The following is a 16,997-nucleotide window of genomic DNA, read 5'->3' on the forward strand; positions in this document are numbered from 1 at the left end:
TCGAATCAGGGTATGAACTATAGTACAATGATTAGAATATAGTCCAATAATGAGGTGTGTTATGGTCACTCCATTAGAAGTACGACACATTAATGGTGTCGGTTGGTACGAAGAAGCGGTGCAGTCACAGGCCACTTGGCGGTTAAGCCTGGTTACTTATGGAAAATGTGTATATTGGGTGAACGGAGAGAAGCAGATCATGGAGAAAGGTGAGCTGCTGCTAATTCCCGCCGGCATTCCGTATTACGGCAAAAGTATTCCTACCGTAACTCACACGCAAATTGTTGTTCAATTACAGGGGGATCATGCACAAGGTTTGCCTGCGCTGGAACGGAGTGAGGCCTTGCGACATAAGCCCGGATGTTATGAACTGATCCATGAACGTATGAAAGCTATCCAACAACAATGGCAGGAACGTCCGTCTTATTATGTCATGATGAGCCAAGCCTTATTGATGGAAGTGCTTATTTATATAAACAGGGAGCTGGACCGCGGTGTTATTCCACCGGAGAGACATCTTCATGCGGAGCGGATGAAGCGATACATTGAGCGGCATTACCGAGAGAAAGTTACGAAAGAAGAGCTCGGGGATGAGATCGGTAAAACTCCTAATTACGCAGCCGCGTTATTTAAAAGCATGACAAATCAGACGATCAGCCAATATGTTCATGATCAACGGATGAAAAGGGCAGTGTATTTGCTTACCGAGTCACAGCTCTCCATTCAGGAAATTGCAGAATTTCTCGGATACCGAGATCTGTCTTATTTTTACCGGATATTCAAGCGTTTAATGGGAAGCCCTCCATCTGATCTGCTCCATGAACGTCCACCCATTGTATGAAGGACAGGGTCCTCATGGTTGCGTCTTGAAAAGTTCTTTCATTTAAGTATTAACTAAACATCAACTTGCAATCACGCAAAAAAAGAGGGCCGAGGCCCTCTTTCTGGTTTCATGACAGTTGAATTACTCCTGCCGATGCAATATAGATCTTATACTAAGCGGTTGCTGCTTGTATTTGTAGCTGTAAGTGGTTGCTTTGTTTTTTTGCTTGCCAGTCCAGCGCGAACTGCAACTACATGCACAGCCCAGTACGCTGCTTCCGCGAACAGAATGCCGCCAGCTACATCCAGCAGCGAATGCTGCTTTACAAACACCGTCGAAGCAATAATTAGCCACAACCATATCGACCATGAGATCCGCGCCATTGGTTTGAAGTTTAAGTGTCGATTGATGATGATGAAGAGCAGATAACTTGTGAGACAGTGGATGCTTGGAAAACAGTTGTATGGAGCATCATTGGTATAGATAAACTGTACGAGCGTGCTGCTTAAACCTGTTCCGATAGCTTCCGGTCGAGGCACGTAAGTAGGGAAGACCGCAAAAACGATGTTGGCTGCGATTACTCCTACGTTATAGGTAATTATCATACGCCAGAATAGCGATTTGTTTGTTAGACCCAAATAGAGAAATCCAAGATACAGAATCGGCATCCAACTGACATAAGGATAAATAAATTCTTTGATAAAAGGAATCTGTGTATCAATCCAGGCATAATTGTAGAAGACATCACTTCCGGTGTTACTGCCTAACAAAACATAAATGGAACCTTGAAGCGGTATACATAAGATTGCCAGCAAATGTCCCCAGCGCAGAAATAATGCTTTCATAGTATCCCCCTGATTTCGTTCTTCGTTCTTCATTTCACAGCTCTCATCTTAACTCTCCATATATATGACGTTGCAGAAATGTCGTAACCCTGCACCGATTCATTCTTTTAATACTATAATAGACATTTTAGCACTTGAGCCATACCTGATTGTAAGGTAAAAGCTGTAAGAGAAATTCTCTTTTTTGTTACTTTTATAGTTTTATCCAGAAAAGGATAGCAGAATATCGAATAGATATGATAAAACTAAATTGTCATATAAGTTCATATGACAACCAATAAAAATGAAATGAGGCTATTACAATCTATGAACATCCCGCAATCCAAGCAAAACCAATCCTTTTCCACGCGCAGGCCCGTGCTGACGGTAGTCATTATTGAACTGCTCCTTTTGCTCGCGGTTTTCGCGGCAGGGGCGGTAGCTACCGTGAAGCAACTGGACTACACATCACCAGTATTGATGTCGTTTACTCCAATGGCCCTCGTGCTCATTATTTATCTCACCCTGCGACGCAAATGGAGAGAGATCGGATTTCGCTCCATAAGAACTATCCCGGCAAGTCATGCAAAGTATTATATTCCGCTACTCCTTGTACTGGGTACTCTTGCGCTGAAAGGATTTACAGAGTTAGCCTTCTCCAAGGTCGCCTTTTTTATATTTTTCACCTTGCTTGTCGCCTTTGTGGAGGAAACCATTTATCGTGGACTGATCTTCAAAACGTTGCTTCGTAAGAGTGCGGTTGCGGCAGTTGTCACTTCTAGTGTTTTATTTTCCATCACCCATATCATGAATGCATTATCCGGTCAGAGTATGGCAGACACCATTCTGCAACTAATCTATGCATTGCTGCTTGGAGCGGCGCTCGCGCTGTTAATGTTGAAAAACGGGAATATCGTGCCGCTGATCCTCTTTCATTTCATACATAATTTAATTCAATTTCTTGGGAACGACCGGCAAGACACCGGGACACTTGCCTACGATATCTTCATATTGGTTGTGTTGGTTGCTTATTGCGTATGGTTGACGTTTAACGTTCGAACGAAATTATCTTCTTCAGAGAGTACTACACAGGGGAGTTCAGTGGTTCGTTAAACGGGCGTGATAAGCCTAACTCTGTTAACCGCCAGCCATTGGAACGTGGTATACTTCAATCTGGCGGTATGGCAGGCTTGTTCATAATCAATCGGAAGTCCGTCCAACCGTACAATGGGTAGATAAATAGGTGATATTGTGGAAAAGACAGCACAGGCAGTGGCGGAATGGATGGTACAGGAGATTAAATTCACCGGTACACTTCATCAGGAAGCTGCAATTGAATATGTAAGGTCCAATTTTGGAGAAGAATTTGTATTTGTGAATGAGAATGGAAATACTTCGTTATCAAAAGAAGTGAAGAAAGCGTTCCGCAAGCTGCATCGTGGGCAGATTGCATGGGATCGGGATGCCTTTATGTGGGCATGGACCTAGAGTGTTATCCTGTGATTGATTGAGCTTTCATGGATGTGTTGGATATGCATGTCAAAATTTTTTTTAGAAAATGTATAAGTTGGTTCGGATCTGCATATCCTTTCATAAGACCGCAATGAGCGGAAGGGCAAGCGACAAACCCTGTTCCTGTGCGTGCGAATAACATGTATTTCCAAAGCTGTTTGAAAAGAAAATACAAAGATTTGCTTTTTGGTGAAAACGGAGTTATAATAAAAACAAGTTGTAGAGAGTGGAAAACCTAATTCACATATTGTAAAGGGCGATCACTTATAGGTTATGACTGGTACCTTTTTCAATGTGTGAATTTTTATTTGCTTGCTGCAAAGAACAAAGGAACATGTTAATCTTTATTTGGAGGTGTAATTCACATGCAAAACGGAACAGTAAAATGGTTCAACGCTGATAAAGGCTTCGGTTTCATCGAAGTTGAAGGCGGAGAAGATGTATTCGTACACTTCAGCGCTATTACAGGCGAAGGCTTCAAAACGCTGGACGAAGGTCAACGCGTGCAATTTAAAATTGTACAAGGAAACCGTGGTCCTCAAGCAGAAGAAGTTGTAAAACTGTAATTAAAGCATAGCTGCCTTTAACATGTTATAATGGTAAAGGCAGCTTCTTTTTTTTGAGCAGTTATAATGAAAGTCGGCCCAATAGTTGTCGAGACAGAAGTCCGGACGGGACAAAACTTCCGCTAAGTAGTGGCTTCTGTGAAATAACGTCGGATCAGATGTTTTTCCATAACAAAGGGGGTAGAAGTCATGTATAATCGCAAAAAACCGTTGGAAGAGATTCCACAAGCGGATGCGGCAATCTGGGAATGTACGAGTGATACGTGCAAAGGATGGATGCGGGACAATTTTGCGTTTGATAGCGTGCCTACTTGTCCGATATGTGCTTCTGAGATGGTTAGCACGACCAGGATGCTGCCATTGCTTGAAAATTCGAATAGTAATCTGAAAACGATGCCTAAAGGAAATCGGATTTAACATAGCTTACCCGCCTCTAACGAGGTGTTTTTTTTTAAGTTGAACCTGACATCTTGTACAAAGGTAAGGGTATTAAATAAGAAGTTCCCGGCATTCGTTTTGGCGAATGCCTTTTTTTATATCTTTTTTTTCAATTAATACATCCGATTTACAACAATGTTTTTACTTGGATCTAGGGTTTGAATTAACGATAAATGACAAACAAAGAACCTTCTTGCTTCATGCAAGAAGGTTCTTTGTTTGTTTAGAGATTTTAGATGAACAGGAATGGCAGCAGAAACAGGGTTGCTACCAGAGCCAGTTCGATCCCTGCTCCAGCTCCATAGCCGTAACGCCCGTAACCTCCGCCGTATCCTCCATATGGACCGTAGGCCGAAGATTTAACTTTCTTTGTTGCAACAGTGTTTTTCTTGCTGCTTTTTACAAGCTGCTGTTTGGATTTGACTGAACACAGCCGTGGTCCTTCGAAACATCCGTTCAAATAAATTTTACCATCACGACATTGACCAAGCGTACCATACATATGCTTACCGTCGTTCATAACGAGACAAACGGAACGTCCAACGTGCGGAGAAACCGTTTCTTCGCATACCGGATTAATTCTGTACATGCAAATCCTCCTCATTAGGTGCGGTTGCCGCTTGAATTCAACGGTTTGTATATCATAGTAAAAAGAAGACCGATTGGTATGGACGAGTACCCGGAAATTAGATGGGGAGGAGCCGTTTTTATATCTGCTCCATACACTGGAGGGAGTAAAAGGGAGGGGATCTCATGGATTATCATGATTTGCTGGCCCGGCTTGGAGAAGGGAGTGCCCATCCGGGAGGATTTACAGCAACGATGCAACTGTTGGATACGCTGTCTCTGCCTGCGCATAGCAAGGTGCTTGAGGTGGGATGTGGTACAGGGAGGACGGCTTGTTACCTCGCCCGAAAGGGCTATCGGGTAACCGCGGTTGATCTGAATCGGCAGATGTTGGAGAAAGCGGTGCGACGCGCAAGACGGGAGCGCTTGGATATTCGTTTTATTCAGGCGGATGTAAAATCCTTACCTTTTCCGGATCATTATTTTGATGTGGTATTTGTAGAGTCCGTCACCATCTTTACCCAGTGGCGAAGTACCCTTGCGGAATATAAGCGAGTATTGAAGCCAGGTGGTCTATTCATTGATCGGGAGATGGTGTTATCCGGCAGGAAGACAGAAGTGATGAGCCGTAGGTTGAAACAATTTTATGGAATAAGGACCCTGGCAACCATGACTACATGGAAGAAACGTCTCAGACAGTGTGGATTTACTGAGGTCTTGGTCAAGGAACATTCTCGTTCTATGGGAAAATGGGGCGTGGATCATGATCCTCATCGAGAGATGGATATGAGCTTGTTTGAGGATGAGCAAGTGCAGCGTATGGGACGCACCAATGATCGTTTGCTTGCAAGATACGGAAAAAGACTGGGTTATGCGGTTTTTGAAGCAAAGTCATCAATGGATAGCGGTAATAAACAGAAAGAGTAGGAATACTTTTTGGCGGAGAGGGTAGTCCAATAACGAATGTGAAAAAAATAGGCTGATGAAGTCTGGTATTCAAAAAAGCAACCCACTCTAAGTGGATTGCTTTTTCTTTGTTCTTGGACGCTCAATCCAAACCAGTGAGCGATGAATATAGTCCACGCCAGATTTTGGATGAAAGCATTACAGCATATCGTTGTCGATAATGCGCCAGTGATGCTTCAGCAGAGCTTCCAGTTGCGGTTTATCCTTGGCTCGAAAAGCGCTTACGATTTGGCGATGTTCTTCATTTACCTCATTAAGTACACTGGACAGCTTCGGCTTGTTGTCGCTGACATATGATTGGCGAATAAAGCTATTTTTTAACGTGTTTAACATCTCGATGACAGTGGCGTTGCCGCAGCGCTGGATGTACAGGTTATGAAATTGATATTGATTCTTGCTGTAAGCAGCCAGATCGAGCTGGGTGATATCTTCATCCATCCGTGCAATAAGGGCCTCCATCTCCAGGAGCTCAGACGGTTTGAGCTGGTCCGCTGCGAGTGTAGCAGCAAGTGCTTCAAGCGCACCGATGGCCTGCGAGAACTCGAGTTTTTTGCCAGCATCAAATGGAGCCACGATAAATCCCCTGCGTGGGATATATTGCAGAAGATTGTCAGAAGTGAGCTGAAATAAGGCTTCCCGAGTAGGTGTACGGCTGATGTCCAACTTTTTGCAAATCTCCGCTTCATTAATCTTCTGATTGGGGAGCAATGTCCCGTCCTGAATTTTCTGTGCGATATAATCGTAAACGTGATCTTTCAAGGACCGGTATTTGGGTGCCTCCATACCGAATCCCCCCTTCTGTATATAGTGATGATTGGATGTGTGAGGGTGTGAGCCCTGTAATGGTGCGCCGTTCGGGAGTTTCAAGTTTTTATCATCTTAACACCGAGGGGGGAGTTGGGCAAGCAATCTTAATGATCTAAATCAATGTAAGTTTTATGTTAAATAAATTACGTATTATGGAATTAAAGTGTATAAATGTGTTAAATTCATTGCCATGAAATAGATTATTTGTTAGTATTACTTACATCAAAGTCCATATATTGCCTTGTGTATATTGTATACAAGTTATATGTCTTTATCATTCCAAAACAGAACAGGGGTATGTTGAGTGAAAAGAGTGCTTTTGCCAATGATGCTGTTGTTAATGGTGGTAATCATGTCAGCTTGTGGGCAGGAACAAACGACGGGGGCCGGGTCGGAACCTTCTCCATCCTCGGAGAGTGGTAGCGCAGAGAAGAAAGTTATCGTACTTGGCACCAGTGCAGACTACGCACCTTATGAATTTCACAAAAGCATTAATGGCAAGGACACTATTGTTGGTTTTGATATTGAGATTGCCAAGGTGATTGCTGCGGACATGGGAGCTGAGCTGAAGATTGAGGATATGGATTTTGATGGCTTGCTTATGGCGCTGAGCACGGACAAGGTCGATTTTGTTATATCGGGCTTAACACCTACAGTAGAGCGAAAGAAGAACGTTGATTTTACGGATATCTACTATTATGCAGAACAGGCTGTGCTCGTTAGAGCTGACGAAGGCGACTCGATAACCTCACTGGATGATTTGTCGGGTAAGCAGGTAGGTGTGCAGAAAAGCTCCATTCAGGAAGGCATTGCTCAGGATATTCAAGGAGCCAAACTTACTTCTCTTGCCAAAATTCCCGAATTGATTCTTGAATTGCAGACCGGGCGGGTAGATGCGCTTATTCTGGAGAAGCCGGTTGCGCAGCAGTATGTAAAGAACCAGGAGGGACTGGTTGTTGCAAATGTGAAGATTGAACAGGCAGAGGATGAAGGAGGATCGGCAATCGCCGTGAAAAAAGGCAACAAGGAGCTCGTTGATCAGATCAACAGTACGCTGGAGAAGCTCAAAACGGACGGAGATATCGAACGCTTCGTTGTTGAAGCGAATGAGATGTTAGGCGAATAAACCGGGCGAGTGAGGGATATACCGTGAATTTAGATTTCTCCTTTCTATCCGAACATTGGCAGGATTATGCGCGTAGCGCGTGGGTGACGTTGGAGCTTTCCTTCTTTGGGGTGTTATTTGGTACTTTGCTGGGGGTTATGGTGGCACTGCTGCGTATATCACGAGTGTGGCCTATCAAGTTCGCAGCATCCGCGTATATCGAACTCATTCGCGGTACGCCGATGTTGGTGCAAATTCTCATTATTCATTATGGTCTGACCGTAATTGGTGTGAACCTAACCGCATTTATGTCGGGGGTGGTCGCATTGACCATGAACAGCTCGGCATACATGGCAGAGGTGTTCAGGGCGGGGATTCAGGCAATTGATAAAGGACAGACTGAAGTTTCGCGTTCTCTTGGGATGTCCCATAGCATGACGCTTCGCTACATTATACTGCCGCAGGCCTTTCGAAACATGCTTCCGGCGATCGGTAATGAATTCATTATTATCATTAAAGATTCCTCGCTTGTTTCCATGATCGGGATTGCTGAGATTATATATACGGCTAGAGCCATTCAGGGGGTTACCTTCCAGCCGCTTGCCCCGCTCCTTGTTGCTGCTGCCCTCTATTTTGTAATTACATTTACGTTGGCCAACCTGCTCACCTGGCTGGAACGCAGACTTTCCGTATCCCGATAACGGAATACGGAAAGTCTGCGAATGAAGTGAAATTAGGTGATCGCGGAAAAAGTGAGCAGGAGTCGTAAATGGTCGTGGCGAAGCATACATTGATATTGTATTTTGTATACAATATAATCAAAGAGGGGTGCTGGGAGTATATGTCAGATTCGAAAATGTTAATGGATTGGTCGGAACGTTATGCTGCACCTAATTATCATCCGCTCCCGATCGTCATTGAGCAGGCAGAGGGAGTATGGGTCGAAGATCCCGAAGGTCGCCGTTATATGGATATGTTAAGTGCATATTCGGCATTAAATCATGGGCACAGACATCCGGTAATCATTCAGGCGCTGAAAGATCAGGCAGATCGGGTAACATTAACATCACGGGCATTTCACAGCAGTGCGGCATCACTTTTTTATCAGAAGCTCTCGCAATTTACAGGCAAACCCAAAATTCTGGCCATGAACACGGGAGCTGAAGCGGTTGAAACGGCCGTGAAAGCAGTACGAAGATGGGCATATCGCTGCAAGGGTGTACCGGAAAATCAAGCTGAAATTATCGTATGCTCCGGCAATTTTCATGGAAGAACACTGACGGTCACCTCTTTCTCATCTTCAGAAGAGTACAAAAAAGACTTTGGTCCGTTTACACCCGGATTCAAAATCATTCCTTATGGTGACATTGAAGCGCTTAAACTTGCGATTACACCGCATACGGCCGCTTTTCTTGTGGAACCCATTCAGGGGGAGGCCGGTATTGTCATTCCGCCAGAAGGATATCTTGCTGAAGCCTTTACGCTGTGCAAACAGCACCGGGTGTTGACTGTGGCGGATGAAATTCAGACCGGATTCGGACGAACGGGACGCCGTTTTGCCTCTGACTGGGAGGGGGTTGAGCCTGATATCTGGATTATGGGTAAAGCGCTAGGTGGGGGAGTGATACCCATCTCGGCTATTGCTGCAAATGCAGAAATACTGGATTTGTTTGAACCGGGTTCTCATGGCTCCACTTTCGGGGGGAACCCACTTGCCTGCGCAGTGGCTGTTGCGGCACTGGAAGTTCTGGAAAATGAGAAGCTTGCAGGGCGCTCGGAGCGTCTGGGGAATTATTTTATGAAACAGCTTCAGGGAATTCGCAGTTCAGCTGTGCGTGAGGTTCGAGGCAGAGGGTTGTTCATCGGTGTTGATCTGCATGTACCTGCACGCCCATATTGTGAGAAGTTAATGTCTGTTGGACTGCTCTGTAAAGAAACCCATGAAACAACGATCCGTTTTGCACCGCCACTGACCATTACGGAGACTGAGATCGACTGGGCGTTGGAGCGAATTGCTCAGGTGCTGGGTGACTGATAAACCTTTGATTCTTTGATTACTTCATATAAGCAGCGAAGGAGCTGGCCTACATGGGAAACAATGATATGGAATCTGCAGGAACGCTGAGTGCTTCTAATGAAACGAGCCAATTACATTTGCGTCATCATGACGTTGCCGTTATTAAGGTGCCTTTTGGATTAGGCGGGGCCCGAGGTGGTGCTGAGTTAGGTCCGGATGAACTCATTACCGCAGGATTGAAACGTGAAATTGCTAGCCTTGGGTTGAAAGTATCAAAAGAGATCCGTGTAGATTGTCCCTCAGAGTCTGTAGCTCCAATTGAACGCAATCGTGTGAAATATTTATCCGAGGTTAGACAGGTGAGCGAGCGAGTGTGCAATGAAGTGTCTGGCGCGATAGCGGAAGGAGCTTTTCCACTTGTTCTGGGTGGGGATCACAGTGTAGCTATAGGTTCTCTTGCCGGGTTGTCTGCGCATTATTCCAATCTGGGTGTGATCTGGTTTGATGCTCATGCGGATTTGAATACAGAAGAGCGTAGTCTGTCTGGAAATATGCATGGGATGAGTGTTGCTGCCGCTTTGGGGCATTCTGCATTTAACTTGTCACATATTCCGGGCGCGGGGCCGTTCCTTAATCCTTCCAACCTGGTCTATATTGGCTTGCGTGATTTGGATGTATATGAGAAGGAACAGATCCGAGCACTTGGCATCAAGAGCTTTACAATGCATGATATTGACCGGATGGGTATACAACAGGTTGTTGAACAGACGCTGGCTGTAGTCGGAGAAGGAACAGATGGTATTCATATTAGCTTTGATATGGATTGTCTTGATCCGCGTGAGGCTCCGGGTGTGGGTACGCCGGTACCAGGGGGGCTGAATTACCGTGAAGCTCATTTTGCACTGGAGCTGCTCGCTTCCACCAACCAAGTCACGTCTATGGATCTGGTGGAGGTTAACCCGCTGTTTGATCAGAACAGGCATACGGCCCGCCTTGGAGTAGAGCTGATTGCTTCATTGCTGGGTAAACGGATCTTATAACGATCGGATAGCTATTTCGTGTGGGGATGAATTCATGCTTATATAGAAGGTGATGTCGAATCATATAATGTAATGTTATATAAGAGCCAGGGTCTGACTCATCCATATGATCTTCGACTGAATGAAGATAGGTATGAATGACTTCCCTGGCTATAGATGTTGGATGCACCATTTGCTTTTGAATGGATGGGGTGTGAAGTTGGCCTTATAGAGTAAGAATGTTTGGTTATGCGTTGCCTCTTGGTTCCCTTGGGAGTGATGAGTATAATTACGAGGGCCCTTCTAATAGAAGAAAGAGATTGAGATTATCTGATGGAGAATGTGCTTCTAAAGTTATTTGAAAATAAAGCTTGCATTCCAAATCTGTGCATGGTATATTCTAATTCCGGCCAAGAAAACACGAGAAATACGGTGCGGCAAGCAAAACAATTAAGCTTCGAAAGAAACTTAAAAAAAGAGCTTGCAAAGTTGGTTCGGATGTGATAAGATATAAAAGTTGCTGAGGTGAACAACGCACAGCAATGAAACAAGTTTGATCTTTGAAAACTGAACAACGAGTGAGTAAACATTCTGCTTGCAGAATGAACGCGAAAGTTTGAGACAAGCCTTGGCTTGGATCGACTGGAGCAACAATGAGATTTTTAATCTCGTCAGTTTCAAAATGAGCTTATCGCTCTTTTCAATACTTTATTGGAGAGTTTGATCCTGGCTCAGGACGAACGCTGGCGGCATGCCTAATACATGCAAGTCGAGCGGACTTGATGAGAAGCTTGCTTCTCAGATAGTTAGCGGCGGACGGGTGAGTAACACGTAGGCAACCTGCCCTCAAGCTTGGGACAACTACCGGAAACGGTAGCTAATACCGAATAGTTGTTTTCTTCTCCTGAAGGAAACTGGAAAGACGGAGCAATCTGTCACTTGGGGATGGGCCTGCGGCGCATTAGCTAGTTGGTGGGGTAACGGCTCACCAAGGCGACGATGCGTAGCCGACCTGAGAGGGTGATCGGCCACACTGGGACTGAGACACGGCCCAGACTCCTACGGGAGGCAGCAGTAGGGAATCTTCCGCAATGGGCGAAAGCCTGACGGAGCAATGCCGCGTGAGTGATGAAGGTTTTCGGATCGTAAAGCTCTGTTGCCAGGGAAGAACGCTTGGGAGAGTAACTGCTCTCAAGGTGACGGTACCTGAGAAGAAAGCCCCGGCTAACTACGTGCCAGCAGCCGCGGTAATACGTAGGGGGCAAGCGTTGTCCGGAATTATTGGGCGTAAAGCGCGCGCAGGCGGTCATTTAAGTCTGGTGTTTAATCCCGGGGCTCAACCCCGGATCGCACTGGAAACTGGGTGACTTGAGTGCAGAAGAGGAGAGTGGAATTCCACGTGTAGCGGTGAAATGCGTAGATATGTGGAGGAACACCAGTGGCGAAGGCGACTCTCTGGGCTGTAACTGACGCTGAGGCGCGAAAGCGTGGGGAGCAAACAGGATTAGATACCCTGGTAGTCCACGCCGTAAACGATGAGTGCTAGGTGTTAGGGGTTTCGATACCCTTGGTGCCGAAGTTAACACATTAAGCACTCCGCCTGGGGAGTACGGTCGCAAGACTGAAACTCAAAGGAATTGACGGGGACCCGCACAAGCAGTGGAGTATGTGGTTTAATTCGAAGCAACGCGAAGAACCTTACCAGGTCTTGACATCCCTCTGACCGGTACAGAGATGTACCTTTCCTTCGGGACAGAGGAGACAGGTGGTGCATGGTTGTCGTCAGCTCGTGTCGTGAGATGTTGGGTTAAGTCCCGCAACGAGCGCAACCCTTGATCTTAGTTGCCAGCACTTCGGGTGGGCACTCTAAGGTGACTGCCGGTGACAAACCGGAGGAAGGTGGGGATGACGTCAAATCATCATGCCCCTTATGACCTGGGCTACACACGTACTACAATGGCCGGTACAACGGGCTGTGAAGCCGCGAGGTGGAACGAATCCTAAAAAGCCGGTCTCAGTTCGGATTGCAGGCTGCAACTCGCCTGCATGAAGTCGGAATTGCTAGTAATCGCGGATCAGCATGCCGCGGTGAATACGTTCCCGGGTCTTGTACACACCGCCCGTCACACCACGAGAGTTTATAACACCCGAAGTCGGTGGGGTAACCGCAAGGAGCCAGCCGCCGAAGGTGGGATAGATGATTGGGGTGAAGTCGTAACAAGGTAGCCGTATCGGAAGGTGCGGCTGGATCACCTCCTTTCTATGGAGAATCGTTTCCTGTAACGGAAACATTCAAATACGCAGCTTAGCTGCAAAAACTACTCACTCGTTGCTCAGTTTTGAGAGCTCAAACTCTCAAACAGCTTGCTTTTGCATGGAGCTTGTTCTTTGAAAACTAGATATCGAAACGAAATTTTGCGATTTAGAACATTCCTTTTTAAGCTGAACTTGTGTTAAAACAAGTTTCAATAAATAGTGAAAACTGCATTGCGATGGTATCGAATGGGAGTGACTTTTGGCTTTGCGTAAGCAAAACAAGGGAAGCGAGCAGTCGAAACCGGAGCAATTATGGTTAAGCTACTAAGAGCACACGGAGGATGCCTAGGCGCTAGGAGCCGATGAAGGACGTGGCGAACAACGAAACTGCCTCGGGGAGCTGTAAGCAAGCTTTGATCCGGGGGTGTCCGAATGGGGAAACCCAGCTGGGGTAATTTCCAGTTACTCATAACTGAATACATAGGTTATGTAGAGGCATACCAGGGGAACTGAAACATCTAAGTACCCTGAGGAAGAGAAAACAATAGTGATTCCGTCAGTAGCGGCGAGCGAACGCGGAGAAGCCCAAACCAGAGAGCTTGCTCTCTGGGGTTGTGGGACATCTCACATGGAGTTACAAAGGAGCCGGTTAAACGAAGAGGTCTGGAAAGGCCCGCCAAAGAAGGTAAAAGCCCTGTAGTTGAAAGTCTGCTCTCTCCGAGATGTATCCCGAGTAGTGCGGGGCACGTGAAACCCCGTATGAATCCGGCAGGACCATCTGCCAAGGCTAAATACTTCCTAGCGACCGATAGTGAAGCAGTACCGTGAGGGAAAGGTGAAAAGCACCCCGGAAGGGGAGTGAAATAGAACCTGAAACCGTGTGCTTACAAAAAGTCAGAGCCCGTTTTAGGGGTGATGGCGTGCCTTTTGTAGAATGAACCGGCGAGTTACGTTCCCGTGCAAGGTTAAGGTGAAGAGCCGGAGCCGCAGCGAAAGCGAGTCTGAATAGGGCGATGTAGTACGTGGACGTAGACCCGAAACCGGGTGATCTACCCCTGTCCAGGGTGAAGGTGCGGTAACACGCACTGGAGGCCCGAACCCACGCACGTTGAAAAGTGCGGGGATGAGGTGGGGGTAGCGGAGAAATTCCAATCGAACTCGGAGATAGCTGGTTCTCCCCGAAATAGCTTTAGGGCTAGCCTCGGAAAACAGAGTCGTGGAGGTAGAGCACTGATTGGGTGCGGGGCCCGCAAGGGTTACCAAGCTCAGTCAAACTCCGAATGCCATAGACTTACTTCCGGGAGTCAGACAGTGAGTGCTAAGATCCATTGTCAAAAGGGAAACAGCCCAGACCATCAGCTAAGGTCCCCAAGTGTGTGTTAAGTGGGAAAGGATGTGGAGTTGCACAGACAACCAGGATGTTGGCTTAGAAGCAGCCACCATTGAAAGAGTGCGTAATAGCTCACTGGTCGAGTGACTCTGCGCCGAAAATGTAACGGGGCTAAACACACCACCGAAGCTATGGCTTGATGCTTGCATCAGGGGTAGGGGAGCGTTGTATAAGGGTTGAAGGTGTACCGTAAGGAGCGCTGGACATTATACAAGTGAGAATGCCGGTATGAGTAACGAAAAGATCAGTGAGAATCTGATCCGCCGAAAGCCTAAGGGTTCCTGAGGAAGGCTCGTCCGCTCAGGGTAAGTCGGGACCTAAGGCGAGGCCGAAAGGCGTAGTCGAAGGACAACAGGTCGAAATTCCTGTACCACCGTAAGCCGTTATGAGCAATGGGGGGACGCAGCAGGGTAGTGACGCGGACTGATGGATGTCCGTCTAAGCAGTGAGGCTGATGTGTAGGCAAATCCGCACATCGTAAGGCTGGGCTGTAATGGGGAGCGAAAATTATAGTAGCGAAGGTCATGATCTCACACTGCCAAGAAAAGCCTCTAGCCAGGTGATGGTGCCCGTACCGCAAACCGACACAGGTAGGCGAGAAGAGAATTCTAAGGCGCGCGGAAGAACTCTCGTTAAGGAACTCGGCAAAATGACCCCGTAACTTCGGGAGAAGGGGTGCCCCGGTAGTGTGAATAGCACGAGGGGGCCGCAGTGAAAAGGCCCAAGCGACTGTTTAGCAAAAACACAGGTCTGTGCGAAGCCGTAAGGCGAAGTATACGGGCTGACGCCTGCCCGGTGCTGGAAGGTTAAGGGGAGCGGTTAGGAGCAATCCGAAGCTGTGAACCGAAGCCCCAGTAAACGGCGGCCGTAACTATAACGGTCCTAAGGTAGCGAAATTCCTTGTCAGGTAAATTCTGACCCGCACGAATGGCGTAACGACTTGGGCGCTGTCTCAACGAGAGATCCGGTGAAATTTTAATACCTGTGAAGATGCAGGTTACCCGCGACAAGACGGAAAGACCCCATGGAGCTTTACTGCAGCTTGATATTGAATTTGGGTACGATCTGTACAGGATAGGTGGGAGCCTTTGAAGCGTGAGCGCCAGCTTGCGTGGAGGCACCGTTGGGATACCACCCTGATCGTATCTAGGTTCTAACCTGGTACCGTAATCCGGTGCGGGGACAGTGTCAGGTGGGCAGTTTGACTGGGGCGGTCGCCTCCTAAAGAGTAACGGAGGCGCCCAAAGGTTCCCTCAGAATGGTTGGAAATCATTCGAAGAGTGCAAAGGCATAAGGGAGCTTGACTGCGAGACCTACAAGTCGAGCAGGGACGAAAGTCGGGCTTAGTGATCCGGTGGTACCGCATGGAAGGGCCATCGCTCAACGGATAAAAGCTACCCTGGGGATAACAGGCTTATCTCCCCCAAGAGTCCACATCGACGGGGAGGTTTGGCACCTCGATGTCGGCTCATCGCATCCTGGGGCTGAAGTAGGTCCCAAGGGTTGGGCTGTTCGCCCATTAAAGCGGTACGCGAGCTGGGTTCAGAACGTCGTGAGACAGTTCGGTCCCTATCTGTCGTGGGCGTAGGAAATTTGAGAGGAGCTGTCCTTAGTACGAGAGGACCGGGATGGACGTACCGCTGGTGTACCAGTTGTTCCGCCAGGAGCACCGCTGGGTAGCTATGTACGGAAGGGATAAGCGCTGAAAGCATCTAAGCGTGAAGCCCCCCTCAAGATGAGATTTCCCAGTATGTAAGACCCCTTGAAGACGACGAGGTAGATAGGCTGGGGGTGGAAGTGCAGCAATGCATGGAGCTGACCAGTACTAATCGGTCGAGGGCTTATCCAATATGCAGGTTATAACTCGCAAATTTCGTTTCGGATCTAGTTTTCAGAGAATAATCTCTGAAATGAAAATCGGTACATCACAGAATGTGCGTATGATTTTCAGTTCCATATTGGATTTCAAGAAGCTATGCTTCGACAAATCGCGTTTGGTGGCGATGGCGGAGGGGTTCCACACGTACCCATCCCGAACACGACCGTTAAGCCCTCTAGCGCCGATGGTACTTGGACCGCAGGGTCCTGGGAGAGTAGGACGCCGCCAAGCGAATTCCCTTTGGGGTATTTTTTTTGCCCCCCTCGTAAGGAAAAGGGAAATATATTGGGGCCCTTAGCTCAGTTGGTTAGAGCGCACCTCTGATAAGGGTGAGGCCGGTGGTTCGAGTCCACCAGGGCCCACCATATAAGTTTTAAACCACAGTGTATGGGGCCATAGCTCAGCTGGGAGAGCGCCTGCCTTGCAAGCAGGAGGTCAGCGGTTCGATCCCGCTTGGCTCCACCATTCCCTGATAGCTCAGTTGGTAGAGCACTCGACTGTTAATCGAGTTGTCACAGGTTCGAGCCCTGTTCGGGGAGCCATTCAGGAGAGGTGTCCGAGTTGGTCGAAGGAGCACGATTGGAAATCGTGTAGGCGCCAAAAGCGTCTCGAGGGTTCGAATCCCTCTCTCTCCGCCAGATAGAATTTTGTTACTGTGGCCCGTTGGTCAAGGGGTTAAGACACCTCCCTTTCACGGAGGTAACAGGGGTTCGAATCCCCTACGGGTCATATATATGGAGGCTTAGCTCAGCTGGGAGAGCATCTGCCTTACAAGCAGAGGGTCGGGGGTTCGATCCCCTCAGCCTCCACCATATAACTTATAATAAC

Annotated in this window: 13 protein-coding genes, 6 tRNA genes and 3 rRNA genes; 19 read left to right on the forward strand and 3 right to left on the reverse strand. The window is 47.4% G+C overall.

Going from position 1 to position 16,997, the window contains the following annotated elements:
* The first annotated feature begins 61 nt into the window (after nucleotides 1-61).
* Nucleotides 62-841 carry an AraC family transcriptional regulator gene (locus tag MKY42_RS01650; RefSeq protein WP_090905394.1) on the forward strand — a complete coding sequence of 260 codons (780 nt, stop codon included), beginning with the start codon at nucleotides 62-64 and terminating at the stop codon, nucleotides 839-841.
* A 149-nt stretch (nucleotides 842-990) separates the two neighbouring features.
* On the opposite strand, the gene MKY42_RS01655 is transcribed toward MKY42_RS01650, so the two are convergent.
* Entirely contained in the window at nucleotides 991-1,668 is a 678-nt protein-coding gene (locus MKY42_RS01655) for a phosphatase PAP2 family protein (protein WP_177185941.1), read from the reverse strand.
* Between the two features lie 306 nt (nucleotides 1,669-1,974).
* Here MKY42_RS01655 and MKY42_RS01660 point away from each other — a divergent pair, with 306 nt between their 5' ends.
* The 4 genes from MKY42_RS01660 to MKY42_RS01675 all read left to right on the forward strand — a co-directional run bounded on the left by MKY42_RS01660 (nucleotide 1,975) and on the right by MKY42_RS01675 (nucleotide 4,142).
* Nucleotides 1,975-2,760, forward strand: coding sequence for a CPBP family intramembrane glutamic endopeptidase (locus MKY42_RS01660; protein WP_090905390.1), 786 nt, complete (start codon nucleotides 1,975-1,977; stop codon nucleotides 2,758-2,760).
* Nucleotides 2,761-2,898: 138 nt separating this feature from the next.
* Nucleotides 2,899-3,135: a hypothetical protein gene (locus MKY42_RS01665; protein WP_090905388.1), complete on the forward strand. Its 237-nt coding sequence runs from the start codon at nucleotides 2,899-2,901 to the stop codon at nucleotides 3,133-3,135.
* 389 nt (nucleotides 3,136-3,524) lie between these two features.
* Complete coding sequence (locus MKY42_RS01670; RefSeq protein WP_024633772.1) at nucleotides 3,525-3,725, forward strand: cold-shock protein; 201 nt, start codon at nucleotides 3,525-3,527, stop codon at nucleotides 3,723-3,725.
* Nucleotides 3,726-3,914: 189 nt separating this feature from the next.
* Entirely contained in the window at nucleotides 3,915-4,142 is a 228-nt protein-coding gene (locus MKY42_RS01675; protein ID WP_024633773.1) for a cold-shock protein, read from the forward strand.
* Nucleotides 4,143-4,395: 253 nt separating this feature from the next.
* On the opposite strand, the gene MKY42_RS01680 is transcribed toward MKY42_RS01675, so the two are convergent.
* Nucleotides 4,396-4,752, reverse strand: coding sequence for a hypothetical protein (locus MKY42_RS01680; RefSeq protein ID WP_090905386.1), 357 nt, complete (start codon nucleotides 4,750-4,752; stop codon nucleotides 4,396-4,398).
* Between the two features lie 164 nt (nucleotides 4,753-4,916).
* On the opposite strand from MKY42_RS01680, the gene MKY42_RS01685 reads away from it, so the two are divergent.
* Nucleotides 4,917-5,657 carry a class I SAM-dependent methyltransferase gene (locus tag MKY42_RS01685; RefSeq protein WP_339848199.1) on the forward strand — a complete coding sequence of 247 codons (741 nt, stop codon included), beginning with the start codon at nucleotides 4,917-4,919 and terminating at the stop codon, nucleotides 5,655-5,657.
* A gap of 177 nt (nucleotides 5,658-5,834) precedes the next feature.
* On the opposite strand, the gene MKY42_RS01690 is transcribed toward MKY42_RS01685, so the two are convergent.
* Nucleotides 5,835-6,479: a GntR family transcriptional regulator gene (locus MKY42_RS01690; protein WP_090905382.1), complete on the reverse strand. Its 645-nt coding sequence runs from the start codon at nucleotides 6,477-6,479 to the stop codon at nucleotides 5,835-5,837.
* A gap of 328 nt (nucleotides 6,480-6,807) precedes the next feature.
* Between MKY42_RS01690 and MKY42_RS01695 the strand changes: the two genes are divergently transcribed.
* The 13 genes from MKY42_RS01695 to MKY42_RS01755 all read left to right on the forward strand — a co-directional run bounded on the left by MKY42_RS01695 (nucleotide 6,808) and on the right by MKY42_RS01755 (nucleotide 16,981).
* Nucleotides 6,808-7,629 (forward strand): transporter substrate-binding domain-containing protein, encoded by an 822-nt coding sequence (locus MKY42_RS01695; protein WP_339848202.1) that lies wholly within the window; start codon nucleotides 6,808-6,810, stop codon nucleotides 7,627-7,629.
* Between the two features lie 23 nt (nucleotides 7,630-7,652).
* Nucleotides 7,653-8,309 (forward strand): amino acid ABC transporter permease, encoded by a 657-nt coding sequence (locus MKY42_RS01700; RefSeq protein ID WP_090905378.1) that lies wholly within the window; start codon nucleotides 7,653-7,655, stop codon nucleotides 8,307-8,309.
* Nucleotides 8,310-8,449: 140 nt separating this feature from the next.
* On the forward strand, nucleotides 8,450-9,643 hold the full coding sequence (locus tag MKY42_RS01705) for an ornithine--oxo-acid transaminase (RefSeq protein ID WP_179262086.1): 1,194 nt from the start codon (nucleotides 8,450-8,452) through the stop codon (nucleotides 9,641-9,643).
* Between the two features lie 53 nt (nucleotides 9,644-9,696).
* A complete protein-coding gene (gene rocF, locus MKY42_RS01710) occupies nucleotides 9,697-10,665 on the forward strand; it encodes an arginase (protein WP_257031670.1) in 969 nt (322 codons plus the stop codon).
* Nucleotides 10,666-11,352: 687 nt separating this feature from the next.
* Nucleotides 11,353-12,904, forward strand: a 16S ribosomal RNA gene (locus MKY42_RS01715).
* A 310-nt stretch (nucleotides 12,905-13,214) separates the two neighbouring features.
* A 23S ribosomal RNA gene (locus tag MKY42_RS01720) occupies nucleotides 13,215-16,139 on the forward strand.
* A gap of 144 nt (nucleotides 16,140-16,283) precedes the next feature.
* A 5S ribosomal RNA gene (gene rrf, locus MKY42_RS01725) occupies nucleotides 16,284-16,400 on the forward strand.
* Together the 16S, 23S and 5S rRNA genes with 6 tRNA genes alongside form the textbook arrangement of a ribosomal RNA operon.
* Before the next feature lie 57 nt (nucleotides 16,401-16,457).
* A tRNA-Ile gene (locus MKY42_RS01730) sits at nucleotides 16,458-16,534 on the forward strand.
* A 24-nt stretch (nucleotides 16,535-16,558) separates the two neighbouring features.
* A tRNA-Ala gene (locus MKY42_RS01735) sits at nucleotides 16,559-16,634 on the forward strand.
* Nucleotide 16,635: 1 nt separating this feature from the next.
* A tRNA-Asn gene (locus tag MKY42_RS01740) sits at nucleotides 16,636-16,711 on the forward strand.
* Nucleotides 16,712-16,715: 4 nt separating this feature from the next.
* Nucleotides 16,716-16,807 (forward strand) — tRNA-Ser (locus tag MKY42_RS01745).
* A gap of 19 nt (nucleotides 16,808-16,826) precedes the next feature.
* A tRNA-Glu gene (locus MKY42_RS01750) sits at nucleotides 16,827-16,898 on the forward strand.
* Nucleotides 16,899-16,905: 7 nt separating this feature from the next.
* Nucleotides 16,906-16,981 (forward strand) — tRNA-Val (locus MKY42_RS01755).
* Nucleotides 16,982-16,997 lie beyond the last annotated feature (16 nt).

It is taken from the genome of Paenibacillus sp. FSL W7-1088 (assembly GCF_037969855.1).
Lineage (GTDB): Bacteria > Bacillota > Bacilli > Paenibacillales > Paenibacillaceae > Paenibacillus.